The sequence below is a fragment of the Streptomyces sp. NPDC028298 genome (assembly GCF_055565895.1).
In genome coordinates this window covers 463,223-485,189 of sequence record NZ_JBVHTL010000007.1, presented here as the reverse complement: position 1 = coordinate 485,189, position 21,967 = coordinate 463,223, and the positions used below count along the sequence as shown (strand labels likewise).

At 71.0% G+C, this 21,967-nt stretch carries 25 protein-coding genes and 1 pseudogene; 10 read left to right on the top strand and 16 right to left on the bottom strand.

Going from position 1 to position 21,967, the window contains the following annotated elements; genetic code table 11:
• Positions 1-36 precede the first annotated feature (36 nt).
• The 4 genes and pseudogenes from ACZ4TO_RS30615 to ACZ4TO_RS30600 all read right to left on the bottom strand — a co-directional run bounded on the left by ACZ4TO_RS30615 (position 37) and on the right by ACZ4TO_RS30600 (position 5,016).
• Positions 37-2,629: pseudogene (locus ACZ4TO_RS30615) on the bottom strand (lysylphosphatidylglycerol synthase domain-containing protein).
• Between the two features lie 60 nt (positions 2,630-2,689).
• Positions 2,690-3,388, bottom strand: a complete 699-nt coding sequence (locus ACZ4TO_RS30610) for a B3/B4 domain-containing protein (protein ID WP_468025872.1) — start codon at positions 3,386-3,388, stop codon at positions 2,690-2,692.
• Positions 3,389-3,505: 117 nt separating this feature from the next.
• Positions 3,506-4,153, bottom strand: coding sequence for an FMN-binding negative transcriptional regulator (locus ACZ4TO_RS30605; protein ID WP_468025871.1), 648 nt, complete (start codon positions 4,151-4,153; stop codon positions 3,506-3,508).
• Between the two features lie 26 nt (positions 4,154-4,179).
• Positions 4,180-5,016: an EamA family transporter gene (locus tag ACZ4TO_RS30600; protein ID WP_385037717.1), complete on the bottom strand. Its 837-nt coding sequence runs from the start codon at positions 5,014-5,016 to the stop codon at positions 4,180-4,182.
• 117 nt (positions 5,017-5,133) lie between these two features.
• Here ACZ4TO_RS30600 and ACZ4TO_RS30595 point away from each other — a divergent pair, with 117 nt between their 5' ends.
• Positions 5,134-5,718 carry a helix-turn-helix domain-containing protein gene (locus ACZ4TO_RS30595; RefSeq protein WP_385037720.1) on the top strand — a complete coding sequence of 195 codons (585 nt, stop codon included), beginning with the start codon at positions 5,134-5,136 and terminating at the stop codon, positions 5,716-5,718.
• A 153-nt stretch (positions 5,719-5,871) separates the two neighbouring features.
• On the opposite strand, the gene ku is transcribed toward ACZ4TO_RS30595, so the two are convergent.
• The gene (ku, locus tag ACZ4TO_RS30590) at positions 5,872-6,834 is read right to left on the bottom strand and encodes a non-homologous end joining protein Ku (RefSeq protein WP_468025870.1); all 963 of its coding nucleotides are present in this window, start codon (positions 6,832-6,834) and stop codon (positions 5,872-5,874) included.
• Between the two features lie 363 nt (positions 6,835-7,197).
• Between ku and ACZ4TO_RS30585 the strand changes: the two genes are divergently transcribed.
• Genes ACZ4TO_RS30585 through ACZ4TO_RS30575 form a run of 3 tightly spaced genes read left to right on the top strand, consistent with a single transcriptional unit; the run spans position 7,198 to position 8,098 of the window.
• Positions 7,198-7,506 carry a cupin domain-containing protein gene (locus tag ACZ4TO_RS30585; protein ID WP_468025869.1) on the top strand — a complete coding sequence of 103 codons (309 nt, stop codon included), beginning with the start codon at positions 7,198-7,200 and terminating at the stop codon, positions 7,504-7,506.
• 38 nt (positions 7,507-7,544) lie between these two features.
• Positions 7,545-7,724 (top strand): hypothetical protein, encoded by a 180-nt coding sequence (locus ACZ4TO_RS30580; RefSeq protein WP_468025868.1) that lies wholly within the window; start codon positions 7,545-7,547, stop codon positions 7,722-7,724.
• Positions 7,721-8,098, top strand: a complete 378-nt coding sequence (locus ACZ4TO_RS30575) for a hypothetical protein (RefSeq protein ID WP_468025867.1) — start codon at positions 7,721-7,723, stop codon at positions 8,096-8,098. The genes ACZ4TO_RS30580 and ACZ4TO_RS30575 overlap by 4 nt, the downstream gene beginning before the upstream one ends.
• Here ACZ4TO_RS30575 and ACZ4TO_RS30570 read toward each other — a convergent pair.
• The 8 genes from ACZ4TO_RS30570 to pnuC all read right to left on the bottom strand — a co-directional run bounded on the left by ACZ4TO_RS30570 (position 8,079) and on the right by pnuC (position 13,662).
• Positions 8,079-9,173 (bottom strand): S8 family peptidase, encoded by a 1,095-nt coding sequence (locus ACZ4TO_RS30570; RefSeq protein ID WP_468025866.1) that lies wholly within the window; start codon positions 9,171-9,173, stop codon positions 8,079-8,081. The genes ACZ4TO_RS30575 and ACZ4TO_RS30570 overlap by 20 nt on opposite strands.
• Positions 9,174-9,317: 144 nt before the next feature.
• The gene (locus tag ACZ4TO_RS30565; RefSeq protein ID WP_468025865.1) at positions 9,318-9,611 is read right to left on the bottom strand and encodes a DUF4240 domain-containing protein; all 294 of its coding nucleotides are present in this window, start codon (positions 9,609-9,611) and stop codon (positions 9,318-9,320) included.
• Positions 9,612-9,710: 99 nt separating this feature from the next.
• On the bottom strand, positions 9,711-10,154 hold the full coding sequence (locus ACZ4TO_RS30560) for a hypothetical protein (RefSeq protein WP_468025864.1): 444 nt from the start codon (positions 10,152-10,154) through the stop codon (positions 9,711-9,713).
• A 67-nt stretch (positions 10,155-10,221) separates the two neighbouring features.
• Positions 10,222-10,533 carry a hypothetical protein gene (locus ACZ4TO_RS30555; protein ID WP_468025863.1) on the bottom strand — a complete coding sequence of 104 codons (312 nt, stop codon included), beginning with the start codon at positions 10,531-10,533 and terminating at the stop codon, positions 10,222-10,224.
• Between the two features lie 134 nt (positions 10,534-10,667).
• Positions 10,668-10,973, bottom strand: coding sequence for a hypothetical protein (locus ACZ4TO_RS30550; RefSeq protein ID WP_468025862.1), 306 nt, complete (start codon positions 10,971-10,973; stop codon positions 10,668-10,670).
• 82 nt (positions 10,974-11,055) lie between these two features.
• Positions 11,056-11,934: an NAD-dependent epimerase/dehydratase family protein gene (locus ACZ4TO_RS30545; RefSeq protein WP_468025861.1), complete on the bottom strand. Its 879-nt coding sequence runs from the start codon at positions 11,932-11,934 to the stop codon at positions 11,056-11,058.
• A 31-nt stretch (positions 11,935-11,965) separates the two neighbouring features.
• Complete coding sequence (locus ACZ4TO_RS30540) at positions 11,966-13,057, bottom strand: AAA family ATPase (RefSeq protein ID WP_468025860.1); 1,092 nt, start codon at positions 13,055-13,057, stop codon at positions 11,966-11,968.
• The gene (gene pnuC, locus ACZ4TO_RS30535; protein WP_382784955.1) at positions 13,054-13,662 is read right to left on the bottom strand and encodes a nicotinamide riboside transporter PnuC; all 609 of its coding nucleotides are present in this window, start codon (positions 13,660-13,662) and stop codon (positions 13,054-13,056) included. Before pnuC ends, ACZ4TO_RS30540 begins: the two co-directional genes overlap by 4 nt.
• A 273-nt stretch (positions 13,663-13,935) precedes the next feature.
• Between pnuC and ACZ4TO_RS30530 the strand changes: the two genes are divergently transcribed.
• Both ACZ4TO_RS30530 and ACZ4TO_RS30525 read left to right on the top strand, forming a co-directional pair.
• Positions 13,936-14,475: a hypothetical protein gene (locus ACZ4TO_RS30530; protein WP_468025859.1), complete on the top strand. Its 540-nt coding sequence runs from the start codon at positions 13,936-13,938 to the stop codon at positions 14,473-14,475.
• A gap of 43 nt (positions 14,476-14,518) precedes the next feature.
• The gene (locus ACZ4TO_RS30525; protein ID WP_468025858.1) at positions 14,519-14,686 is read left to right on the top strand and encodes a DUF5959 family protein; all 168 of its coding nucleotides are present in this window, start codon (positions 14,519-14,521) and stop codon (positions 14,684-14,686) included.
• A gap of 228 nt (positions 14,687-14,914) precedes the next feature.
• Here ACZ4TO_RS30525 and ACZ4TO_RS30520 read toward each other — a convergent pair whose 3' ends face one another.
• From ACZ4TO_RS30520 to ACZ4TO_RS30510, 3 genes are all read right to left on the bottom strand, one after another.
• Positions 14,915-16,201: an MFS transporter gene (locus tag ACZ4TO_RS30520; protein WP_468025857.1), complete on the bottom strand. Its 1,287-nt coding sequence runs from the start codon at positions 16,199-16,201 to the stop codon at positions 14,915-14,917.
• Positions 16,198-16,737 carry an ArsR/SmtB family transcription factor gene (locus tag ACZ4TO_RS30515; protein ID WP_468025856.1) on the bottom strand — a complete coding sequence of 180 codons (540 nt, stop codon included), beginning with the start codon at positions 16,735-16,737 and terminating at the stop codon, positions 16,198-16,200. Before ACZ4TO_RS30515 ends, ACZ4TO_RS30520 begins: the two co-directional genes overlap by 4 nt.
• A gap of 170 nt (positions 16,738-16,907) precedes the next feature.
• Entirely contained in the window at positions 16,908-17,681 is a 774-nt protein-coding gene (locus ACZ4TO_RS30510) for an AraC family transcriptional regulator (RefSeq protein WP_468025855.1), read from the bottom strand.
• Positions 17,682-17,786: 105 nt separating this feature from the next.
• On the opposite strand from ACZ4TO_RS30510, the gene ACZ4TO_RS30505 reads away from it, so the two are divergent.
• The 4 genes from ACZ4TO_RS30505 (at position 17,787) to ACZ4TO_RS30490 (ending at position 21,602) form a co-directional block, all read left to right on the top strand.
• A complete protein-coding gene (locus ACZ4TO_RS30505) occupies positions 17,787-18,596 on the top strand; it encodes a sulfite exporter TauE/SafE family protein (RefSeq protein WP_468025854.1) in 810 nt (269 codons plus the stop codon).
• 92 nt (positions 18,597-18,688) lie between these two features.
• Positions 18,689-19,378, top strand: coding sequence for a M24 family metallopeptidase (locus ACZ4TO_RS30500; RefSeq protein ID WP_468025853.1), 690 nt, complete (start codon positions 18,689-18,691; stop codon positions 19,376-19,378).
• Positions 19,379-19,436: 58 nt separating this feature from the next.
• Complete coding sequence (locus tag ACZ4TO_RS30495) at positions 19,437-20,684, top strand: MalY/PatB family protein (RefSeq protein WP_468025852.1); 1,248 nt, start codon at positions 19,437-19,439, stop codon at positions 20,682-20,684.
• 195 nt (positions 20,685-20,879) lie between these two features.
• Complete coding sequence (locus ACZ4TO_RS30490) at positions 20,880-21,602, top strand: dienelactone hydrolase family protein (RefSeq protein ID WP_382784978.1); 723 nt, start codon at positions 20,880-20,882, stop codon at positions 21,600-21,602.
• The last annotated feature ends 365 nt before the right edge of the window (positions 21,603-21,967 follow it).

The window sequence follows — 21,967 nt, the reverse complement described above, 5'->3', positions numbered from 1 at the left end:
GCACCGGGCGCTCCGACGGCCCGTCGAGGACAGCTCCTAGAGCAACTGCTTGCGGACCAGGTGGCTGAAGGCGAGCCAGCCCGGGAGTACCGGAAGCCAGAAGGTGAGCAGTCGGTGCAGCAGCACCGCCGAGAACGCGGTCGCCGCCGGCAGCCCCGCCAGGGTGAGGGCGCTGGCCCAGAGCCGTCTCGACGCCCCCGATACCGCCGGGCGTCGGAATGGCCGAACCCGCGGCGCTGCCCACGAGATAGGCGAAGGCCAGGGGTGCGAAGCCGAGCGAGTGGCCGAACGCCCGTACCGAGGCGTCCAGGCAGGCGATGTAGGAGAGATTGAGCAGCAGGATGCCGCCGAATCCGGTGATCAGCTTGGTGGGCCGCTGGAGCAGATCGAGCAGACGCGGCAGGACGCCCGAGAACAGCGCTCGTACCCGCGTGGTGGCGAATCTGCGGAGCCGCGGAACGGCGGCGACCGCCAGCACGAGCGCGGCGACGGCGAGCAGCGCGCCGATCACCAGGGTCGCGCTCGACGGGGAGAACAGGGTGGTGTCCTGAGTGCCCGTCGCATAACCGAAGGCGAGCAGGAGCACCACATGGCCGACGCCACCCGCCAGTTGGGAGGCGCCCACGCTCGCCACCGCGAACCCGGGCCGCACCCGGTTGCGTTGCAGGAAACGGGTGTTGAGCGCGATACCGCCGACGGCCGCCGGAGCGAGCGCGAACGACGAGGCGAGCTGGGCCAGGACGGTCCGGCCGAACGGGATCCTCTCCGGGACGAAGCCGAGCAGGCTCATCGCCGCCGCCACATAGGTCAGGGCGGAGAAGGCCAGCGCGACCACGACCCAGGTCCAGTTGGCCTGTTCGACGAGCGCGCCGAAGTCGAGCGTGACCAGTTGGGAGAGCAGATAGCCGGCGACGGTGACACCGCCGACGAGGGTGATCAGTGTGCGCGGCCTGATCCGCTCCAGCCGGGCCGGGGCGACGGCGGCCTGCGGGCGGATGAGCAGCACCTGCCGGCGGATCCGGGCGAGATCGTCGTCCTCGTGGGTGTCCTCCGACGTGCTCTCGTCCGCGGCATCGACGGCCCGTGAGAGTTCCTCGTGCTCTCGTTCCGTACGTTCCTTGGCGAGCCGGCGGAGCGTGGCCCGGGTGGAGCGGCTGAGCGCGATCGGCTGGAGCATCGGCAGGCTGCCGGCGACGGCGTCGGGGCCCAGGATCCGCGTCGCGGAGGCGACCGAGCGCTCGGGGCCGATCCGCAGGGCGAGCGTCGTGAGCAACTGGGCCGTGTCCAGGCGCAGCAGGATGTCCCCGGCGGCGATCTCGCCGCGGCCCAGTTCGGTGACGTGGACGGCGCCGGAGTCGTCCACCAGCAGCGCGTCCCCGGTCAGCCGCCGGTGCGCGATGCGCCGCGCGTGGAGTGTGCGGACCTGCTCCCAGATCCCGTCCAGGACCCTGTCGTCGATCTCCTCGTCGGCCAGCAGGTCCAGGGGGCGTGCCTCGATGTGCTCGTGGACGAGCATCACCGCGTCGGGGCCGAGCTCGTAGGCGCCGATCAGCCGCGGCGTACGCGCTCCCGCCGAGGCCGCCGCGTACGCCAGCAGCGTCTCCTGCTCCATCGTCTGGCGCAGGGACTGCAGACTGCCGCGCTCACTGATCGGGCGCATCACCAGGTGACGCCAGGCGCGGTGCATGAAGTCCTGGGCCTGCTGCTCCCGGTCGACGACGGTGACGTCGAGCGGCGGGCCGTCCTCGCGTTCGACGCGGTACCGGCGGCCACGCTCGGCGGGGGAGGACTCGGGACCGTCGGCCAGCCGCCGGGCGGTGACCGCCGTCAGGCCGGCCCGCCGCAGCGCCGCCGGCAGCGAGAGGGCGGTGGGTCGCACGTTCGGTGACCCGACCACGTAGACCGTGCCGCAGCCGACGCTCCAGCCGATCAGCAGAGTGAGCACCACGGAGGACAGCGTGGCGTATCCCCCGGCCAGCATCGCGAAGGCGTTCAGTACGAGCACCGCCCACAGCACCGCCCGCCAGCGGGGGCGCCGCGCCATGCCCACCGCCGTCATGAAGGCGACGGCCGGGGCGGCGTATCCGTGCACCGGGTCGGTGATGCCGCCGTCGGGTGCGGCCCGGGTGAGCGCGTCGTGGACGGCGAAGGGCGCGAGGGTCGTCACCCACAGGCCGGTGCCGAGGGCGACGGCGTGCGCGAGGACGGCGGCGAGCACTCCGTCAGGGACGCGCGCGCCGTCCCGCCGGATCAGCCGTTCGACGGCGAACACGACCGGGACGAGAAGCAGGGCCAGGTTGGCGGGGGGGCCGAGGAAGCCGGTCAACAGGCGGGACGTGTGGGTCGTGGTGCGCGAGACGTCGTGCTCGACACCGGACGTGGTGGCGTGCGCGCCCCAGGCCACGATGAGAAGCAGGGCGATGCCGAGCACGCCTATGAGGAGGCGCAGCAGGTCGTCAGGACGGCGGGACCGGGCCGCGAGCGGAGGCTCTTCACCGCCGATCCGGTCCTCGGTGCGGACCGTGGGCGACTTCAGGCTCGGTCGGTTCAACTGTTCGGCCTCAACGGTCCGGTGACGTCCTCTCGCGTACGGCTCGTCCTCACCGGACCGCCCCCTTTTGCCCGGCATACCCTACCCGCGCTCCTCGACGTCATGGTCGACTCCGCGGCAGGGGCGAGCGCCGGTGGATCAGGCGTCGGCGCCCGGGCCGAGGTAGTCGACCGTCGTCCGCGTCGCGTGCGGGGCGAGCAGCTCCTGGAGTTCGGCTGCCGAGGTCGTGAGGAGGTGGCCGTCGCGGCCGGCGTGCAGCGTCTCGAGGATGAACGCGACGTGGGTGGAGTCGTGGGTGACACGGGTGCGGTGCGCGTCGCGGTGGTTCCAGTGCCGGGTGAGGACGCCGGTGGTGTCGGCGTAGACGACCTCGCCGGGGCGGGGGTTCTCGACGGTGTCGGGCTCGCCGAGCGGGGTGAAGGTCTCGCCGCCGTCGGCATGGCGGATCTCGACATCACCGGTGACGTGGTCGAGGTCGAAGGCCCCGGCGGGCAGCCCGTGGCGGACGGAGACGACGTTGTACGAGTCGACGGCCGCGTTGATACGTGGCAGCGCGCCCTTCTTGGCGAGTCGGCGGCCGAGGGCGTCGACGCTGGGCCGGGTGCGGCGCGGGTTGGTGCCGAAGGAGCGGTAGGCGGTGTGCCATGCCTCGATGCGCGGATCGCTCTCGTCGGCGGGAGCCCAGGAGGCGTCGGCGAGCTGCCGCTCCAGCTCCTCGACGGCGGTGCTGGTGGCGGGCCACGGTTCGTCGCCGCGCAGGCCGGTGGCGGTGACGACGGCGATGAGCGAGTCGGGGAAGTCGGCGGCGACGGCGGGGCTGATGCGGAAGATGGTCATCCGGGGGTCCGTTCCGAGTGGAGGCCGAGATGGAAGTGATGGACGCGATGGACGCGATGGAAGTGAAGTGATGGAAGGTATGGACGCGACGGAAGTGGCGGTGCCCGAGGGGTGCGGTCAGGGTGTCCAGGGCCCGATGCGGTCCAGGCGGCGGAGCTGCTGTGTCGCGGTGGGTGCGTCCAGGCCGGTGCCGCGTTCGGTGAGCCGGCGGGCGGTGTCGGTGCGCTGCTCGACGGGCTTGTGGTCGTCGTACTTGAACTTCGCGCGCACCGCGGTGACGTCGAGGCGCAGGCCGCGGATGCCGGTGAGCATCCGTCCGTAGGGAGGCCGGCCGGGTTCGATGGGGGCGTGGTCCCCCTCGGGCTGGAAGTGGGCCATCTGGCGGCGCAGCAGTTCGGCCTTGGCCTCGGGTTCGTCGACGATCGCCGCCCGGCAGGTGAACTGGACGGCCGCGTAGTAGCTGGTGGGGACACCGTCGGTGGGCGGGATGCCGGGCTGGGCGCGCCAGGGTCCGGGGACGAAGGCGTAGTCGCCGCTCACGGAGAACGTGACGTTCGGATCGGCCTCGATCGCCTTCCAGACGGGGTTGGGGCGGGCGAGATGGACGAGCAGGCACGTGTCGTCGACGACGAAGTGCGTGGGCACGACGGCGGGTGCCTGTCCGGTGAGGCCGTTGACGCTGAGGATGCCGAAGTCGTGGCCGTCGGCGATCCAGGTCCGCCATTCGGCGTCGTCGAGGGCGGCGTCCCAGGGCTGGATGAACATGCGGGTCCTTCCGGACGCGTACGGGATCAGGTGAGGGCGAGTAGGCCGACGGCCACGGCGGCGGTGCCGAGCCCGACGAGCTGTCCGCGATGGATCCGCTCGGCGAGCACACCGCGGGCGAGCAGGACGGTGCCCGCCGGGTACAGGGCGGTGATCACGGCGACTACGGCCAGGTCGCCGCTGCGGGCGGCGAGCAGGAACAGCAGATTCGCCACCGAGTCCAGCACACCGGCGGTCATCGACATCGCGTACGCGGGCTTCTCCGAGCCCAGCCGGCGACGCGCCAGTCCGGCCGCCGCGAGGACGACGGCGGAGGAGACCGCGCGTCCGACGACGAGTGGTCCGACGCCGCTGTCCGAGGGCGCCTGGTGCAGGAACACGAGCTGCAGCGCGATCGCGGCCCCGGCGCCGAAGGCCAGCAGCAGCGCGGTGCGCGACGGCCGCGTGGTCCCGGTGCCGCCTCCGGCGCTGACCAGGACGACCGCTGCCAGTGCCAGCGGCAGCCCGATCAGCCCGGCCGGGCCCAGGTCCTCGCCCTGCACCATCCCGACCCCGGCCGGCAGCAGGGCCGAGACCAGCGCGGTGAGGGGCGAGAGGACGTTCATCGGGCCGATCGCCAGGGTGCGGTACAGCAGGGCGAACGCGGCGGCCGACGCGAGACCGGACGCCGCGCCCCAGGCGAGTGTCGCGGGGGAGAAGGAGGCGCCGAGGAAGGGCCACAGCAGCAGTTCGACGGTGAGCGAGGCCGGGGCGGCGATCATCACGGTGCGCAGGACGTGGGCCTTGCGGGCGCCGAGGCCGCCGAGGAAGTCGGCGCATCCGTAGGCCAGGGAGCTGCCCAGGGCCAGCAGCAGAGCGATCACGGGTACATCCCTTAACATCAATGGAACGACTACACCGTACAACGCACCGACCGACTCGTGTCAACCGAACGACCGTGTGGTGCAGTGAAATGAACGCGCCGCCAGGAGGGGAGACCGATGACCGAGACCGATGCGGCCCTGCGGACGCTCGCGCAGAACGTCAGGGCCGCCCGCACCCGCGCCGGGCTGTCCCTGGACGAGCTCGGCCGCCGCGCCAAGGTCAGCAAGGGCGCCCTGGTCGGTCTGGAGAAGGCCCAGGGCAACCCGAACTTCGCCACCCTGGTCCGCCTCGCCGACACCCTCGGCATCTCGGTGTCCGCCCTCATGGAAGGACCGACCGAAGGCCGTGTCCGCGTGGTGAGCGCCGATGCCGTCATGCCCCTGTGGGCCGGGGAGAAGGGCAGCGAGGCGCGGCTGATGCTGACCACCTCGGGACCCGCCCCGGTCGAGGTGTGGCGCTGGAAGCTGGAACCGGGCGACGAATATCCCAGTCACCCGCATCAGGCGGGCGTCGTGGAGACCGTCAGCGTCACGGCCGGACGGATGGTGCTCGTCGTGGACGGCACGGAACACGCCCTGGAGACCGGCCAGACGGCCACCTTCGACGCCGACACCCCCCACACCTACCGCGGATCGGGTGACCGGACCTGTCACCTGATCATGACCGTTCACATTCCGCCGGTTCCCGGCTCCACGGGGTGACGTGCTGCCCGGACCGCCGGGCGGAAGCGTCGTCCCACAGGGGGGCCGGGCGGCAGGCTCGGCACCCGCGGGGTCGTGGCGTCGGAGAGGCCTGTGCCGAACCCCGGTGTGAGGCGCCGCGCCGGCGGGGCCGGCCCCCGCGGAACCCCGGATTCAGGCGCTGCGCCGCGGTTTGCGCGCCGCCGTCTTCTTGGCCGGCTTCTCGGCAGGCTGCTTCTTCGCCGTCCTCGCGGTCGCCGTCTTCTTCGCCGCGCTCTTCTTGCCCGCGGTGCCCGCGGTCTTCTTGCTCGCGGCCTTCTTCCTGGGCATGTCGTGGACGGTGGCGTCGTCGCCCCGGGACTTGCGGGCCTTGGCCACGGACTCCTTGAGCGCCGCCATGAGATCGACGATCTGCCCCGGCGCCTCCGCGGGCTCCTCGGCCGTGGGCGGTTCACGGTGCTCGCGCTTCGCGTCGATGAGCTGCTCCACCGCCTCGGTGTACCGGTCGGTGAACTCCTCGCCCTCCAGATCGTCGCGGGTCAGCCGCTCGATGAGCTGCTCCGCCTGGGTGATCTCGGCGTCGGTGAGTTCGATCTCCTCCGGCCTCAGTTCCGCGGGGTCGCGGATCTCGTCGGACCAGCGCATCGCGTGCAGCACGATGACGTTGTCGCGGACCCGGAGCAGACCCAGCCGCTCACGACCGCTCCAGGCGTACTTCGCCACGGCCACCTTCGACGACCGCTCCAGGGCCTTCCGAAGGAGCGTGTACGGCTTGACGGCCACGTTGCCGTCCGGCTGGAGGTAGTAGCCGTCGCCGATCTGGATCGGGTCGATGGAGTCCAGCGGCACGAACGCCTCGATCTCGATGGCCTTCGCGGTCGGCAGCGGTATCTCCCGCAGCTCCTCGTCGAGCACCGGGATGATCGTGTCCTTGCCCCACTGGTAGCCCTTGCCGATCTCGGACTGCGCGACCTCGCGGTTCTCGATCTCGCAGATCTTGCGGCTCCGCACCCGCCCCATGTCCTCCAGGTGGACCTGGTGGAAGTGGATGCTGTGGTCCTCCCGGGCGTTGACCACGTGGATCGGCACGGTGACCAGGCCGAAAGAGATGGCGCCGGACCACACGGTTCGGGGCATGGGGGACCTCCGCGACAGGAGCCGAGGATTTCGGCTCTGCAGGCGCACTCAGGGGTGGACGATCGCGGAACGGACGGCTGCACGCCTCCCGCGGTCTCGACCGTCGGCGAGCTCACGCCGTGACCCCACAGCGTGCCTGCGCACCACGCTACGAGGGGGAGGCTGCCTGTGCCACTCACGTCGGCGACGGCGGTGCTCTCGCCGGCACGCAGGTCAGAGGCCCTGCCGACCGAGCGGGCGGCGCCCACGGCCGAGGACGGCCCCGCCCCGCCGCCGTGGCGTCCGGCGGCTAATCTGCACATCGGGATCTTGCCTCACCGGTCCGCGGCACGGGTGCGGCAACCGACGACGAGGAGATCAGCCATGACGACGACCGCCCGCGCCACCGTGCAGCACGAAGACGAGCGGATACGGGTCACCCGCTGGGATTTCGAGCCCCAGGAGAGCACCGGCCGCCACGTGCACGAGTACGACTACCTCGTCGTCCCCGTCACCGACGGGCACACCGACGTGATCACCCCCGACGGCACCGTCACCACCGCGCAACTGCGCGCGGGCGAGTCCTACACGCGTCCGGCCGGCGCGGAACACGAAGTCGTCAACGCCGGCACCGCCGCGCTGGCCTTCGTCGAGATCGAACTGAAGCAGCCGGCCTCCGAAGCCGGCGAATAGGCCGAGCACCCGGTGCCCCGCGCGGCTACGGTACGGCGATGACCCGAACCCGTCGTCCGGCCCCCGCGAGGATCGCCACTCCCACGGCCACTGACGGCGTCGTCTCCATGTCGACCACGGCCTTCTTCCACGATCCGCTGTGGGGCCCGGCCTTCCCCGACACCTCGGGACGCCCCGGGTGTGCGGCGGCCACGCGGCGCCCGGCCCCGGCTCGTTGACCGGCGAGCCCCGCGAGTCCGATGGCGCGGACCGGGAGCCGGACGAGCACATCCGGTTCGCGGCCTACCTCGTCCAACTGGATCAGGTCGCCGAAGCGGACGAGATCGACCTGGTCTGCCATGTGCTCAGCGACCCGGACCGGACGATGGCCCAGTCCGCCGTGGTGCGGCACGTGGACCGGCGAGCCGAGGACCTTCACCTCGGGCCCGCCTACGAGGCTTGGGTACGGGCGATGGCCCAAGCCGCCGGCGACCGTCCCTTCCTGATCCGCCGCCTGGAGGAGTGGTCGCTCTTCCGCGCCGTCAGGCTCGGCCTGCGAAGCACCGCCTCCGGAAGTGTCCGGCTCGGTCAGGTCAGAGGCCGCCGGTGTTGAGCAGCCTGTTGGGGGTGTCGGAGCGGACCCCGTGCAGGACGCCGGTGGTGGCCGTGTGGTCGAGCCAGACGTGGACCTCGCGGGCCGTGGCGTGGGGGTGCGCCGACAGGTACAGCGCGATCACGCCGGTCGCGTGGGGCGCGGCCCAGGACGTCGCCCCGTCGTTCTCCGTGGTCGTACCGCCGCCGGCGAGGGCCGCGGTCACCTTCTGGCCGGGCGCGTACAGGTCCACGCATCGCCCGTAGCCGGAGCCGTAGGAGCCGCTGTCGGTCCAGGGGCGGTCGTTCGGGGTGGAGGCCGCCACGACGATGGTCCCGGGGACGCCGGCCGGGGAGTGCTTGCAGGCGTCGTCGTGGAAGTTGCCGGCCGACACCACCGTCGGGATGCCCGCGTCGACCATCTTCTTCACCGCGGACTCCAGGGTCGCCGACCGGTGGGCGAGGTTGAGGGACATGTTCACCACCGCGGGCTTCTGCGCGTGCGCGGTGACCCACTTGACCGACTTCACCAGGGCCGCCTCGGCCGCCGCCGCGGAGCCGCCGCCCGAGCTCTCGCAGACGATGCCCTGGACCCGTACGAGATCCGCCTTGGGCGCCACCCCGTACTTCTTCCCGCCGATGATGCCCGCGACGAACGTGCCGTGACCGGTGCCCGCCTCGCTGAAGCAGTCCCCGGAGTCCCGCGCTCCGACGAAGTCGGCGCCGAGGTGGGCGCGACCGCCGAACTCCGCGTGGGCGATGTCCAACCCGGTGTCGATGACGTAGACGTGGACGCCCTTGCCCGTCGCGGTGGTGGTGAGCTTCCCGTTCAGGGGCCGCGACCGCTGGTCCAGGATGTCGAGGTTCCACGGCACATGCCGGGTGGTGGGTGCCGCGGCGGTCAGCGCGGTCTTGGACGACGTCCCCGAGTCACCGCCGGACGTCGGCGCCCATCCGGACGAGGCCTTGCCCGCATAGGGCGCCACGTCCCCGCCCGAGCCCTTGCCGTCCGCCGCTCCACCACCACAGGCCGAGGCCCCGAACACCGCCGCCAGAGCCACCACCACAAGCCCGGCCTTCGTCACGTTCCGCGTCACGATTTCCCCCGTTTCCCTGCCACGTACACAGTCAGCGCACAAGACGACCACAGGGGGCGGGCGGTTCCGGCGGGCCAGGGGCGGGTGGAACCGCCCCGCTCCGACGGCGAGGCAAGGCCCCTCCGCCGGAACAGCCGACGACGCTCAACGAGCCCAACCTTGGATGTTCGAGCCCGACTCGTAGGAGTCGAACACGGCGCGGCCGGCGACGACACCGGCACGTGTGTAGAGGAAGGCGTCACCGGACAGGTCGTGCCCGTACTCCCTGCGGTCCAGCCGGTAGAGCGCCCACGACAGTTGTTCGGCAAAACCACAGACCCGGTACAACGGAGACCGGGCAAGCCTCGCGGTCAGTGCATCAGCAAGGAGTTCGGAGTCGGGGTCGGATGCCGGGGGCCTGCAGTCCTCGATGAGTTGCCAGAAGGCGTCCTCGTTCATGCGGGCCAGATCATGAGGGCTGCGAGGGCGACCGTTCCGAGGTAGATGTATCCGCGCTTGCCATGGCAAGTGGCCACGGCCCGGGACCTCGATGCCCCCTCACTGCAGGGCTCCTGCGCGGCGGCCCTCGGTGAGCAGCGTTTCCACCAGTTGCGATTTCACGCCCGGTGCCAGGAACGTGAGGGGTTTGGCGGTCTGGTTCCGGTGGATCTCCATGCGGTGCCCTGCCATGTAGAGGTCCACGACCGTTGTCTGCTGGATACCGGTCACGTCGCTCCAGGCCACGGAATCGGTCACCCGGCCGAAGCGGTTGGTCATGGCCACCCCTTCCGCCAGGAGGTAGCACCGGTTCATGCCGAGCCGGGCGGTCAGCAGACGCCATCCGAACGTCACGGTGTAGACCGCGATCACCACCGCCGTCGTCCAGGCGAGGTTCCCGTCGACCTGGTCGGGGGTGAACACGGTGAAACCGGCCATGAAGACCCAGGCGATCAGCAGGAATCCCCGGAGTATCTGCAGCAGGGTGCCTGCCAACGGGGTCATGAGGGCGTAGTCCCTTCGGATCGGACCGAGGCCCAGTCCGGACACGCGAGTGCGCACGATTCCCCCATCAGCCAGATCCTCCGAGCCCTGACGTGCGGTCGGCAAGGCAGGGCATACCCCTGCGCACGAGGGATCGAACAGGCTTGACCTGGATCGTGCCGGCCGGTCCCGGCGCACGGGCACGGAGGCGGGACCGGCCGACGCGGTCGTCTCGGGCATCACCGTGTACGAGGCTGCCGTCTTCCCGCTCACGCCCGCAAGTACCGTTCCGCAGCCACCGACGGAACAGGTCGTAGACCCGGCTCCAGGGTCCGTATTCGACAGGGGCGTCCCTCCATGGAACCGCTCGCGGCATCCCGATCCACGCTGCCTCCCTCACCCGGCGTGCGGGCGTTGTCGCTCAGTACCTACGGCGGGCGACAGAACACCGTCAAGTAGGCAGTACGGAAAGGCCGAGTCGGTGCACACCGGTGCTTGACGATCAATTGGAGCCTCTGGACGAGGACTTGGTGCCTACCAGAAGGTGCGGGTGACCCTGTCGGGCAGGTGACCCTGTCGCTCTGTCTCTCGGAGTACCGCCGCTGCCGCGGTCAGGAATGCCCGGTGGAGTTCCGGGTTCGGATCGGGGTTCTCGACGGTTCCGACGTTCTTGTCGAGGCGGGTCTCGCCGAGGGGGATGCCTTCCGGTGTGCAGGGGCGGGCGAGCGTTTCCCCCGGGTCGATCAGGAGGTGCCCGGTCGCGCCTTCTATGGATTCCCAGGCGTAGACGGTTCCCGCTTCGAGGGAACGGGTCTTCCTGCACGCCAGCGAGGCTGTCACGGGGATGTCCTCCGGTTCGTACGGGTCAGCAATGCGATCGTCCGAAGCCTAGTTACAGCCGTCCGCCGTGGGGCCCTCGCGCTCATGAGCTCTGACCATCGGCCGTGTCGCGCAGAAGTTCACGGACTCCGCGAACAGGGCGGTAGCCGAAGGCGTTCGCGGCGGCGGTCGAGTCGTAGACCCGGTCCAGGCGATCGGGCACCGGCCATCCTCGGTCACGGAACGCCTCGACGACGCCCGGAGCCCGACGGGCGAGGACGGCGGTCGCGTCACGGTGAAGGGAGAGGCAGTCCTCTCGGCGGAACGGGTGTGGTCCGGAGATGTTGAACGTGCCGGTCACGGACGGGTCCGTCGCGGCCAGGACACCCGCTGTCGCGACGTCGGTCACGTCGACGGCCCGGTGCAGCAAGTGCCCCGCCAGCACGGGCAGTGGCTCCGGAAAGCATCGCGCTATGCGGAGCGTGACCGAGGAGACGCCGCCGGCGGCGATCAGGTCCTCGGCGGCCAGCTTGGTCTCGTCGTAGATGTCCCGGGGGAGCGGGGTGAGTTGCTCGTCCACCCAGACCGCACGGTCGGTGGGCACCAGGGCATGGCCGTAGACGCTGGTACTGCTGATGTAGAGGACACGCCGGACGCCGAAGTGGGCCGCGTCGTCGAGGAGTTCCGCCGTCACGCCGACGTTCACGGCGCGGAACTCTTCGTCGGCCACGCGCCCGACGTGCGGGGCGTGGAGCGCGGCGGCATGGACCAGGACGTCGGCCGACCGCAACAGGCTCCGCCGCGCGCGGCGAACTCGTAGATCCGCGACAGCAGTTGTCCAACGGCCCGGCACCCGGTCCAGGCCGTGGACCACCCAGCCGGCCGCGTCGAAAGCCGCGGCCAGAGCCGACCCGACCCGGCCCGAACTCCCCGTGATCGCGACAACCCCGCCAGGACCACCCTCCCGCTGCCCCAAGCGCATCCCCAGATTGTGCGTCAGACCCGTGCGGTCGTCACCGGTTCTCCGGAAGCGGGTCGGAGAAGTGCCAGCCCTCGGCGAGCAGGTCGTCCACCGCCGCCACCGCGGTGCGCAGCCGCTCCTCGGGGCTGCCGGTGACCAGCAGGAACCGGCGGCCGGTGCGCTCCAGTTCCTCCCGGAACCGGCCCGTCATCCACGGACGCAGGTGCGGGCCGTCACGCAGGCCGTCGTCCTCGAAGGGCACGCCCTCGTGGTCGGTGAGCAGGTACAGGTGGCGCCGGGTACGCTCGGCGACGGTTGCCACCTCGGGGCAGGGCGCTCCCAGATAGCGCTCGTGCCAGATCGCCGTGGCGAACGAGTCGGTGTCGCAGAAGAGCACCGGGGAGCCGCGGCGGGCCGCCCGTTGCTCGTCGTCGTCCTGGCGGCGGGCGATGACGGGGAACTCCTCTGAGGTGAACTCCACTTCGCTCCAGTCGGCACCGGGATCGGTGGCGCGCAGGGCGGCGAGCTTCTCCTCGCTGAACGCGCGGCCGTACTCGGGCACCCAGCCGGTGTCCGCCCAGACACCGCCGCGCGCACGGTAGTGGGCGGCCAGCGCCCGCGAGAGGGTGGTGGTTCCGGTGGACTCCGCGCCGAGGACGACCACGCGCCGGGTGAGCGCCGCGCGTACCCCCGGGCCGAGAAACGTCCAGCAGCCCACCGGATCCTTGCGTACGGCCGTGCCGGAGACGGGGTACGTGGTCCGGTCGAGGTCCACGCTGACCTCCGCCGCCCCGAACCGACGGGCCAGCTCGGTGCCGTACGACTCGGAGGTGAACACGGCGTCCACCGGATCCGGGACGGCCGAGCGGAAGACCGCCATGTGGGCGTCCCACACCGCGGGGTCGTGCAGGTCGACCGCGTGGTCGTCGACGGCGCCGACGACCTCGGCCTCCGGGTGGGCCTCCCGCATCCACGCCACCCGGTCGGCGAGCGGCACCGACTCCACGGAGGCGGCGCAGACGAGGACGGTCAGCCGGTCGCACCGCGCGAGGGCGGTGCGGACGAGGTGGTGGTGGCCGGCGTGCGGCGGATAGAACTTGCCCAGGACCAGGCCGTGTCGGTACGGGCGGGCGACGGCGTTCACGCGGCCACCACCGTCGCGGAACGGGAGCCGGCCGCCACGAGGGTGCGCCGCCAGCCGAGGAGGCCGGCCACGCACAGGGCGAGGAAGCCGACGTACAGCAGCGAGGTCAAGTACAGGCCCTTGTAGGCGTACAGCGGGATGTAGACCAGGTCGGCGGCGATCCACAGCCACCACGACTCCAGCAGTTTGCGGCACTGGCCGTAGGTGGCCGCGAGGGAGAGGGCGGTGGTGAGCGCGTCCCAGAAGGGGACGGTGGAGTCGGTGGCCCGGTCCAGCAGCAGGGTGAGGGCGACCGTGCCCAGCACTCCGGCCGCGGCCAGCCAGGTCCATTCGGCACCTGTGGTGCGGCGCACCGGCAGGGATCCGGCGGTGGCCGGTCCGGCACCGCGGGCCCACGTCCACCAGCCGTAGGCGGCCAGCGCGATGAAGACGACCTGGAGACCGGCGTCGGCGTACAGGCCGGCCTGGACGAAGAGCACGATGAAGAAGACGTTGTTGGCTATGCCCACAGGCCAGTTGGCGATGTGCTGCCGCGCCACCAGCCAGACGCAGACGGCGCCGCTGGCGAAGCCGAGCGCTTCGGTCAAGCTGAGGTTCCAGTTCACGGACCCACTCCTTAATAGTCGCCCTGACTATAAATAGAAGGGTGCGTGGGGGCAAGGTATTTGCATGCGCTCGCAGGGGCCCCGTGGCGGTCGCCCGGACGGCCGGAAGGTCTGGCGCTGAGGCCGCGGATTCGTCACGGGTGGACCAATCGACGGCCAACAGTGCATGTCTGTATGGGAGTTGGGGAGGTGCGTGATGCGTCGGCGTAGATGTCGGCGGCATAGTGAAGGTCGCGCGCGTCCAGGGAACAGCGCGGGCGGAGGGGGGAACTCGTGGTGCGCTACGCCCACTTCCAGTTGATGGCCGCCGTCGAGTCGAGCATCGCCCTGGCCGTCGCGGCGCCGGTGGTCCTCGGTGTGCGCTGGCTGTCGTCCGTCGAAGGGCGCGACGTGACTTACGCCGTCCTCGGCGTTGCGGGGTTGAGCGCCTTCTTCGGCCTGCCGGCGGGCCTGACACGAGTGCGTTGCCTCGGCGGCGAAAGGCACTACTTCGACGCCGCTGTGCCCCTGTTGGACCCCGGGGCGGTGCTCCCCTCCACGCGACGGTCTCTGAGCCGCAGCTTCGATGGCAGCTCCGCCGTCGTCTTCGGACTGCTGTTTCTGGTCATGGGTTTGGTCTGGAACTTCTGGACCGTCCTCTTCGCCTACGGCCTGGTGGCGCCGGAGCGGGTCGCCCGAGGCCTGTCCGTGCTGCTCTGGGAGCGGCGCCACGGCCTTCTTCTCTGGCGGGGCCGAGTCGAGGAACAGCCTCTGGAGCACTGGCGATCGCTCTATTCCACGCCCCGAGCCGCGACGGCGGGCCGACTCCGCTGACCCCGAGATCCGCTTCGAGCCGGCCCGTCAGGAAGGGCTTGCCGTGTTCGTGGTGGAGGACGCGGCAGCATCAGGGACGTCCGTCCGTGTCCCGGTGCGCCTGGCCGGCGGATGGGTCGATGAGCACCACGAGCGCCTGCGGCGGGTCCGTGCCGCTTGGCCCCAGGAGGTCGTGGAGACCTCTCCCGGCGCCTACGAATGGCGGCGCTGAGCCGTCGAGAACCGGCGCCGGCCGATGGGTGCGCCGGCCAGGGTGAGGAAGGCTCCGTGGACGTCGTCGCGGATCTCGCAGCGGATCCGCAGGCGGCGGGAACGCACCCGGGAGAAGTCCAGGACGTTCGCGCCGCGCGCAGCTTCGGGAGGAGGGCCCCATGCGGCCGGGGCCAGTTCTGACACCACCACCCGCGGTCGGCTTCGTCCTCGACTACCTCGCGGAGCCCTACACGGCACCTTCCTGAACGGGCTCCGAGGATGCCGGGTGATCGGGGGCATCGGCCCGGGCGGCGGCCCGTAGCGCGGCCTCGACCTGGCGGTTGCTGGTCATGGTCGCCGTGACGGCGGTCATGGTGAGGAGGAGGCCCGCGGCGGTGTAGAGCGGAGTGCGTACGTCGTAGGTGGTGGCCAGCCAGCCGCCGAGGAAGGCGCCGAACGGTGCGGCGCACATGGCGAGCATGCGGGAGGTGGAGGCGACCCGGCCCATCAGGTGGGCGGGGACGACCGTCTGCCGGAGGGAGGGGCCGAGCACCATCGTGGCACCCATGGCCGCGCCGCAGACGGCGAGCGCGAGGCCGGCGACGTACGGATTCGGGGCGACGGCGAGGCCCAGGATGGCCAGTCCCTCGACGGCGGCGGTGCAGGTGAGCGCGAGGCCGGTGCCGAGGCGCCGGCCGAGGAAGGAGGCGATGCCCGCGCCGAGGAGACCGCCGGTGGCCTCCGCCGTGAGGAGCAGACCGAAGCCGAAGGTGCCGATGCCGAGACGATCCTGCGCGAAGAGGGCGAGGACGGTCTCGACGGCGATGAAGGCGATGTTCCCGACCGCCGGACGCAGCGCGAGCCCGAGCAGCAACCGATCCCGGAACACGTACGAGGCGCCGTCCCGCGCCTGCCGCAGCAGCGACTCGCGGGCCTGCGGCACGGGCCGGAGTACGGCGGGCAACGACCGTACGAGCAGCGCGGAGAGCGCGAACGACACCGCGTCGGCGAGCAGCGGAACCGCCCGCCCGAGCGCGAGCAGGGCGCTGCCCGCGGGCGGCCCCGCGAAGCCGGACGCGGCGGTCTGGGCGCCGCGCAGACGGGCGTTGGCGCGCTCCAGGACCGCGGAGTCACGGCCGAGGAGGTCCGGCAGATAGGCCGTGGCGGCCGTGTCGAAGAAGAGTCCGCCGAGGCCGAGCAGGAAGGCGACGGTCGCGAGCAGGGGAATGCTCAGCAGGTCGAGCGCGGCCGCCGCCGCGGGTATCGCGAGCAGCACCGCACGGGCCGCGTCCGTGACCCACATCGTGCGCCGACGGTCCCAGCGGTCCACCAGCGCACCGCCGAGCACCCCGAACAGCAGCCACGGGAGCGTTCCGGCGGCCGTGACGACCGCCAGCGCCATCGGGTCGCGCGTCAACGTCAACGCGATCAGCGGGAGCGCGGCATGTGTCACGCCGTCCCCGAGCGAGGACACCGTCTGCGCGGTCCACAGCCGTCCGAACCCGGTCGGCAACTTTCTGACGTCTGAGCTCACTTGGCGTCCCCTTCGGCCTGCTTGGGCGATGACGGGTGGAACAGTGCGAAGACGAGTGACGTGTCCGGCAGTGAGGGATCGGACAGCTCCCGGTACTCGGCCGCCAGTGCCTGCAGCCGCGCCCCCAGCTCCGCGAACTGCTCGTCGGTGAGCCGCAGATGCATCATCCCGACGTGCCGCTCGCTGTCCGCCGGCGACTCCTCCAGGTCCGCCACCGCATGCCGCATCAGCACATCCGGGCCTCCCTCGCCCGGATCCGGCAGCTCGATCGACCGCGCCGCCATGGCGTAGTACCGCTCGGTGACCCCGCGGACCTTGCGCGTCCGGACCACCTTCACCAGGCCGGCCCGTTCGAGAAGGCGCACGTGGTAGCTGGAACTCCCCTTGGCGAGGCCCACTCGCTCGGCGATCTGCGTGATCGTCGCGGGCTCGAAGCGGAGCATGGCCATGATCCGGTGACGCGTGAGATTGGAGACGGCGCGTAGCTGGTCCTCGGTGGTGACGTGGAACGTCTCAGGGAGATCGTCGGTAGGCATGGCCTAATGGTCAACGATTCTTGACCATTGCGCAAGCGGTATTGCCTGACTTTCCGTAATCGGCTCTCTGGCATGGGAGTTCTTCACTCCGGCGCCCTCGTCCCGACCTCGCCCGACCGCACCCCGACCGCCTTCGCCCCGCCTTCGCCGCGCGCCGGTCAGGTGCCGGCTCAGGTGCTGCCGGGGCTCCGGTACGCCGTCGGGGGCCGGCCCAGGAGTTTCTTGAACGCGGCCGTGTACGCGGCGGGGTTCTCGTAGCCCAGGAGACCCGCGACGCGGGTGACGGGCATGCCGGCGGAGAGGTGCCGCAGGGACTGCAGGATGCAGGCGCGTTGCCGCCACTGGGAGAAGCTCAGGCCGGTGCCGCGCCGGAACAGGCGGGCGAGGGTGCGCTCGCTGACGTCGAGGACCGCGCACCAGCGCCCGGGCGCGTCGTGGATGGCTGGCTTCCGCAGGAAGTCCTCGCACAGGGCTCGCAACCCTGGATGGGACGGCAGCGGGACGTCGAGGGGCAGCGGCGTGAGGTTCTTGAGCTCGTGCAGGACGAGGGTGGCGATCGCCGCGTCGCGGCTGTGCTCGGTATAGCGCGGCTCCATCTCGACCGCTTCCAGGATCAGCGCCCGGAGCAGGGCGGAGACATCGACGGCCTGGCAGCGGCGCGGGAACCACGGCGCGGCGGCGGGCTCGATGTAGAGACTGCGCGTACTGACGCCCGTCATGGTGACCTGATGCCGGGTCATGGGCGGGATCAGTACGGCGCGCGCAGTGGGGATCGTCCAGTCGTCGTCGTCCGTCTCCACCCGCATGACGCCCGTGGCCGCGTACAGGACCTGCGCACGCCGATGCTCGTGCCAGACGAGCAGGTGGTCCTGGGGGTAGTCGGTGCCGATGGCCAGCACGGCACGGTCGAGGTCGTCCACGTCCGCGACCGGGATGTTGCGCATGCCGCGAGGTTACGGCGGATCGTGCGTGGGTGGTGTCCGCTACGCGTAGGAAGTCGGCGGTTCATCGATTGCCCGCCATACGGCGTGATCTCTAGCGTCGGATCCATGCCGACCTCGTTCTCCCTCCTCCTGCTCTTCGGCTGCCTGACCGGCGTCACGACGGTGCTCTTCGGCTTCGGCGGCGGATTCGTCACCGTTCCCGTCGTCTACGGCGTCCTGACCGCCGCGGAGCGTCCGGGGACCGGCGCGGACGCCATGCACGTCGCGGTGGCCACCTCGGCGGCGGTCATGGTGGTCAACGCTGTGGTGGCGGCGCTGGTCCAGTGGCGCGCGGGGCGGCTGCTTCGTGGGTACGTCTGGCCGCTGGCGGGATTCATCGCCGCCGGTGCCGCCGTCGGCTCCTTCGCGGCGACCTTGATCGGCGGTACGGCGCTGCGCCTGCTGTTCGCCGCCTACCTCCTGGTGACGATCGCCGACAGCCTGCTGCGGAAGGGTTTTCTCGCCGCGGCACCCCGGACGCCCCTCAAGCCTTTGGGGCGAAGCACCGTCACCGCAGGCGGCTTCGGCATCGGTCTGGTGGCCGCCGGGCTGGGCGTGGGCGGCAGTGTCATGACGGTTCCGCTCCTGCGCCGCAGAGGCCTTCCCATGGCCGCCGCGACCGCCACGGCCAACCCCCTCAGCATCCCCGTCGCCCTGGCCGGGACCCTCGTCTACGCCCTCACCCCCACCACGACCGCCGCCACCGGCCGCCTCGGCTACGTCGATCTGGCCGCCGGTGCCGCCCTGCTCCTCGGATCGCTGCCGACCATCGCCGTGGCGCGCCGGGTCGCCGGCCGGGTCTCGGACCGCGTCCACTCCGCCGCGTACGTCGGCCTGCTCGTGGTCGTCCTGCTGATCGTGGCCGTGGGTGTCTGACGCGCCGGGCCATGCCGGACGGGGCCTGCTGTACCGAGCCTGGAGTGCAATGTGATTGACTCCAAAGTGCAGTGCAATCTACCGTCCATGGTATGGCTCATGACGAACAGACGCGCGCGGCACGGCTGTTGGACGCGCAGGCGAAGGCCGAGCGGCTCTTCGCGGAGATCGAGAAGCGCGGGCTCGTGGCGCCGGGACAGGGTGAGCGGGCCGTCAGTGACCGGGTTCGCGACCTGGCGAACGAGCTCTTCGGCACGACCCGGCACTGGCACAAACGGATCGTGCGCTCGGGCCCGAACACCCTGAAGCCGTACAAGGAGAACCCGCCGGACCGGGTGCTGGGCCCGGACGACATCGTGTTCGCCGACTTCGGGCCCATCTTCGAGGAGTACGAGGCCGACTTCGGGCGTACGTTCGTCCTCGGCGACGACCCGGTCAAGCACCGACTGCGAGCCGACCTTCCGCAGATCTTCGCCGCCGGCAAGCGGCACTTCGCCGACACTCCGGGCATCACCGGCAGGCAGTTGTACGCCGAGGTCGAGCGGCTGGCCACCGAGGCCGGGTGGGAGCTGGGCGGCTGGCACGCCGGACACCTGGTCGGCGAGTTCCCGCACGAGTGGATCGACGGCGCGGACGTGGAGTCGTACATCGCCCCCGCCAACGACACGCCCCTGCGCCGCACCGACAAGGCGGGCCGCGTCTGCCACTGGATTCTGGAGATCCATCTCATCGACCGGGAGCGGGAGTTCGGCGGCTTCCACGAGGAGCTGCTCACCCTCTGACCTCATGACGGGCGAAATCCGCAAACCGCATGTCCACCTGCGTGACTAGCATCCAGCCATGGCACCTGACACCGCCCCCCACGGCCAGACAGCACGGAACGCCCCCGGGACCGGGACCGGATCGATCTTCGACGTCGTCGTCGACCGCAGGCACAGCAACTCCATGAAATGGGCCCGTGCCCAGGAGTTCCTGACGGTCGATGAGATCGCCGCCGATCCGCTGCCGATGTGGGTCGCCGACACCGACTTCAGGGCGCCCCAGGCCGTGCTCGACGCGCTCCACGAGGCCGTGGACTTCGGCGTCTTCGGGTACCCCGGCGGTGCGACCGACAGTTACGTCGACGCCGTGACCGGCTGGCAGGCCAAACGGTTCGGCTGGGAGGTCCCCCGGGAGTGGGTGCTGCAGACCGCCGGGATCATCACCACGCTCAAGACCATCGTGCAGGCGTTCTCCGCGCCCGGCGACTCGGTCCTCATCCAGCCCCCGGTCTACGTTCATTTCCACGAGGACGTCCTGCTGAACGGCCGCCACCTCGCCTTCGCGCCGCTGCGCCGCACCGACGACGGCTACGAGTTCGACGCCCGCACCTTCGAGGCCGCCATCCGTCCCGACACCAAGGTGTTCATCCTCAGCCACCCACACAATCCCACCGGCAACGTGTGGACGGAGGACGAACTGCGGACCATGGGCGAGATCTGCGCCCGGCACGGCGTCCTGGTCGTCTCCGACGAGGTCCACCAGGACCTCGTCCTGAACCCGGAGCGCGAGCACATCCCCTTCGCCTCGCTCGGCGAGAAGTTCGCACGCAACAGCATCACCTGCACCGCACCCAGCAAGACGTTCAACCTCCCCGGACTGCAGAGCGCCAACGTCTTCGTGCCCGACCCCGGGGTGCGGGCGGAACTGGAGCGCCAGTACGACCGGAACATGTTCCCGCTGGTCAACCTGCTGGGTATGGTCGCGGCCGAGGCGGCGTACACGCACGGAGAGCCCTGGCTGGAGGAGTTGCTCACCTACCTGCGCGGCAACCACGCGCACTTCGCGGAGTCGGTCAACTCCGCCACCTCCAAGGTGCGGGTCCTGCCGACCGACTCCCTGTATCTGGCGTGGATGGACTGCCGGGGACTGGGGCTGGACGCCGAGTCGCTGGACAAGTTCATGCTCACCAGGGCACGGCTGTGGCTGGACAAGGGTCAGAAGTTCGGCAGGGAGGGCCACGGCTACATGCGGGTGAACCTGGGGTGCCCCCGCTCCACGGTCGACGAGGCGGTCGAGCGTCTTCTTGGGGCGGTCGAGTCCATGTGAGGGGGAGCGCCGTGACCACCGAAAACCCGTTGGCTGGTCACGGCGACCGCTGCTACCTTCCGGGAGGCCGTGCGAGAGAACGAGGAGGTGGTACCCGTGAACGCAGTATCGACATGGGTGCTCCCCTCTGGGGCCACGGTCGGGCGATAGGTCGCCCGGGAGCGCCGTTCCAGAGCACTCCCGAAAGGCACGACCATGCACTTCACTTCCGAACAGCGCCTCGACGACGGCGTCCTCGAGCGCGACTTCAGCCTCGGCGAGATCCCCGGTGTCCTGTGGACGTCCGGATCCGCGCCGGCCCCCCTCATCCTGATCGGCCACCCCGGTGGCTTCCACAAGCGGCTTCCCCGGCTGGTGGCCCGGGCCCGTCACTACTGTGCCCAGTACGGCTTCGCGGTGGCCGCCATCGACGCCCCCGGGTGCGGTGACCGGCCCCGTTCCGCCGTCGACGAGCAGTACCGCGCCGACCTCCGCCGGGCCGCGCAGGCCGGTGAGCCGCTCGACGAGATCCTCGACGCCATGATCGTCCCGCTGGTCGAGAGGGCGGTCCCGGAATGGCGGACCACCCTGGACGCCCTCCTCGCGCTGCCCGAGATCGGCGGCCCGGTCGGCTACGAGGGGATGGTCGCCATCGGCATCCGGCTGGCGGTGCTCGATCCGCGCGTCTCGGCCGCCGTCTTCTTCGGCCAGACCTTCGTACCCGACTCCCTGCGCGAGGACGCCCGGCGGATCACCGTTCCGCTGCAGTTCCTCATGCAGTGGGACGACGAAGGGATGGAACGGCAGCCGGTCCTGGACCTGTTCGACACCTTCGGCGCCAAGGAGAAGACCCTGCACGCCAATCTGGGCGGCCACGCCGGCACCCCGTGGTTCGAGGTGGAGGACGCGGCCCGCTTCTTCAGCCGCCACCTGAACTGAGCCCACCTGGCACCTGACCTGAGCCCACCTGCCACGTGACCTGAGCCCCGGCCGTCGGGCCGTCACCAGGTGACAGGTCACCTCGCCCGGTCGCCGGCGGACGGCAGGTGGCAGGCCGCTTCGCAGGGCCGCCGCCCGTCGAGGAGAGACCCCGGTCCTCTTCGGCGGACGGCGGTCGGCGGGCGGCAATTACTCAACCGTCCCGACCACGACGGCACGGATCAGGCAATAGCGGTCGGCTCGGAGGGCTTCGCGGGGGAGTGCCCGGACTTCTCCTGACGACAACGGGGCGGGCCCGTACGGAGAATGTGCCGCTGGCCGCTCTGAGAAGCCTGTTTCCACCAGGTAGGGCTAACCCCCTGCCG

Bases quoted from the DNA above. Each gene is read 5' to 3' on its own strand.
- ACZ4TO_RS30605 (WP_468025871.1), bottom strand. From the start codon at position 4,153: ATGTTCATCCAGCCCTGGGACGCCGCCCTCGACGACGCCGAATGGCGG.
- ACZ4TO_RS30565 (WP_468025865.1), bottom strand. From the start codon at position 9,611: ATGAACGAGGACGCCTTCTGGCAACTCATCGAGGACTGCAGGCCCCCG.
- ACZ4TO_RS30560 (WP_468025864.1), bottom strand. From the start codon at position 10,154: ATGACCCCGTTGGCAGGCACCCTGCTGCAGATACTCCGGGGATTCCTG.
- ku (WP_468025870.1), bottom strand. From the start codon at position 6,834: ATGCCCCGAACCGTGTGGTCCGGCGCCATCTCTTTCGGCCTGGTCACC.
- ACZ4TO_RS30610 (WP_468025872.1), bottom strand. From the start codon at position 3,388: ATGACCATCTTCCGCATCAGCCCCGCCGTCGCCGCCGACTTCCCCGAC.
- ACZ4TO_RS30495 (WP_468025852.1), top strand. From the start codon at position 19,437: ATGGCACCTGACACCGCCCCCCACGGCCAGACAGCACGGAACGCCCCC.
- ACZ4TO_RS30515 (WP_468025856.1), bottom strand. From the start codon at position 16,737: ATGCCTACCGACGATCTCCCTGAGACGTTCCACGTCACCACCGAGGAC.
- ACZ4TO_RS30580 (WP_468025868.1), top strand. From the start codon at position 7,545: ATGACCCGAACCCGTCGTCCGGCCCCCGCGAGGATCGCCACTCCCACG.
- ACZ4TO_RS30500 (WP_468025853.1), top strand. From the start codon at position 18,689: ATGGCTCATGACGAACAGACGCGCGCGGCACGGCTGTTGGACGCGCAG.
- ACZ4TO_RS30545 (WP_468025861.1), bottom strand. From the start codon at position 11,934: ATGCGCTTGGGGCAGCGGGAGGGTGGTCCTGGCGGGGTTGTCGCGATC.
- ACZ4TO_RS30490 (WP_382784978.1), top strand. From the start codon at position 20,880: ATGCACTTCACTTCCGAACAGCGCCTCGACGACGGCGTCCTCGAGCGC.
- ACZ4TO_RS30510 (WP_468025855.1), bottom strand. From the start codon at position 17,681: ATGCGCAACATCCCGGTCGCGGACGTGGACGACCTCGACCGTGCCGTG.
- ACZ4TO_RS30585 (WP_468025869.1), top strand. From the start codon at position 7,198: ATGACGACGACCGCCCGCGCCACCGTGCAGCACGAAGACGAGCGGATA.
- ACZ4TO_RS30505 (WP_468025854.1), top strand. From the start codon at position 17,787: ATGCCGACCTCGTTCTCCCTCCTCCTGCTCTTCGGCTGCCTGACCGGC.
- ACZ4TO_RS30595 (WP_385037720.1), top strand. From the start codon at position 5,134: ATGACCGAGACCGATGCGGCCCTGCGGACGCTCGCGCAGAACGTCAGG.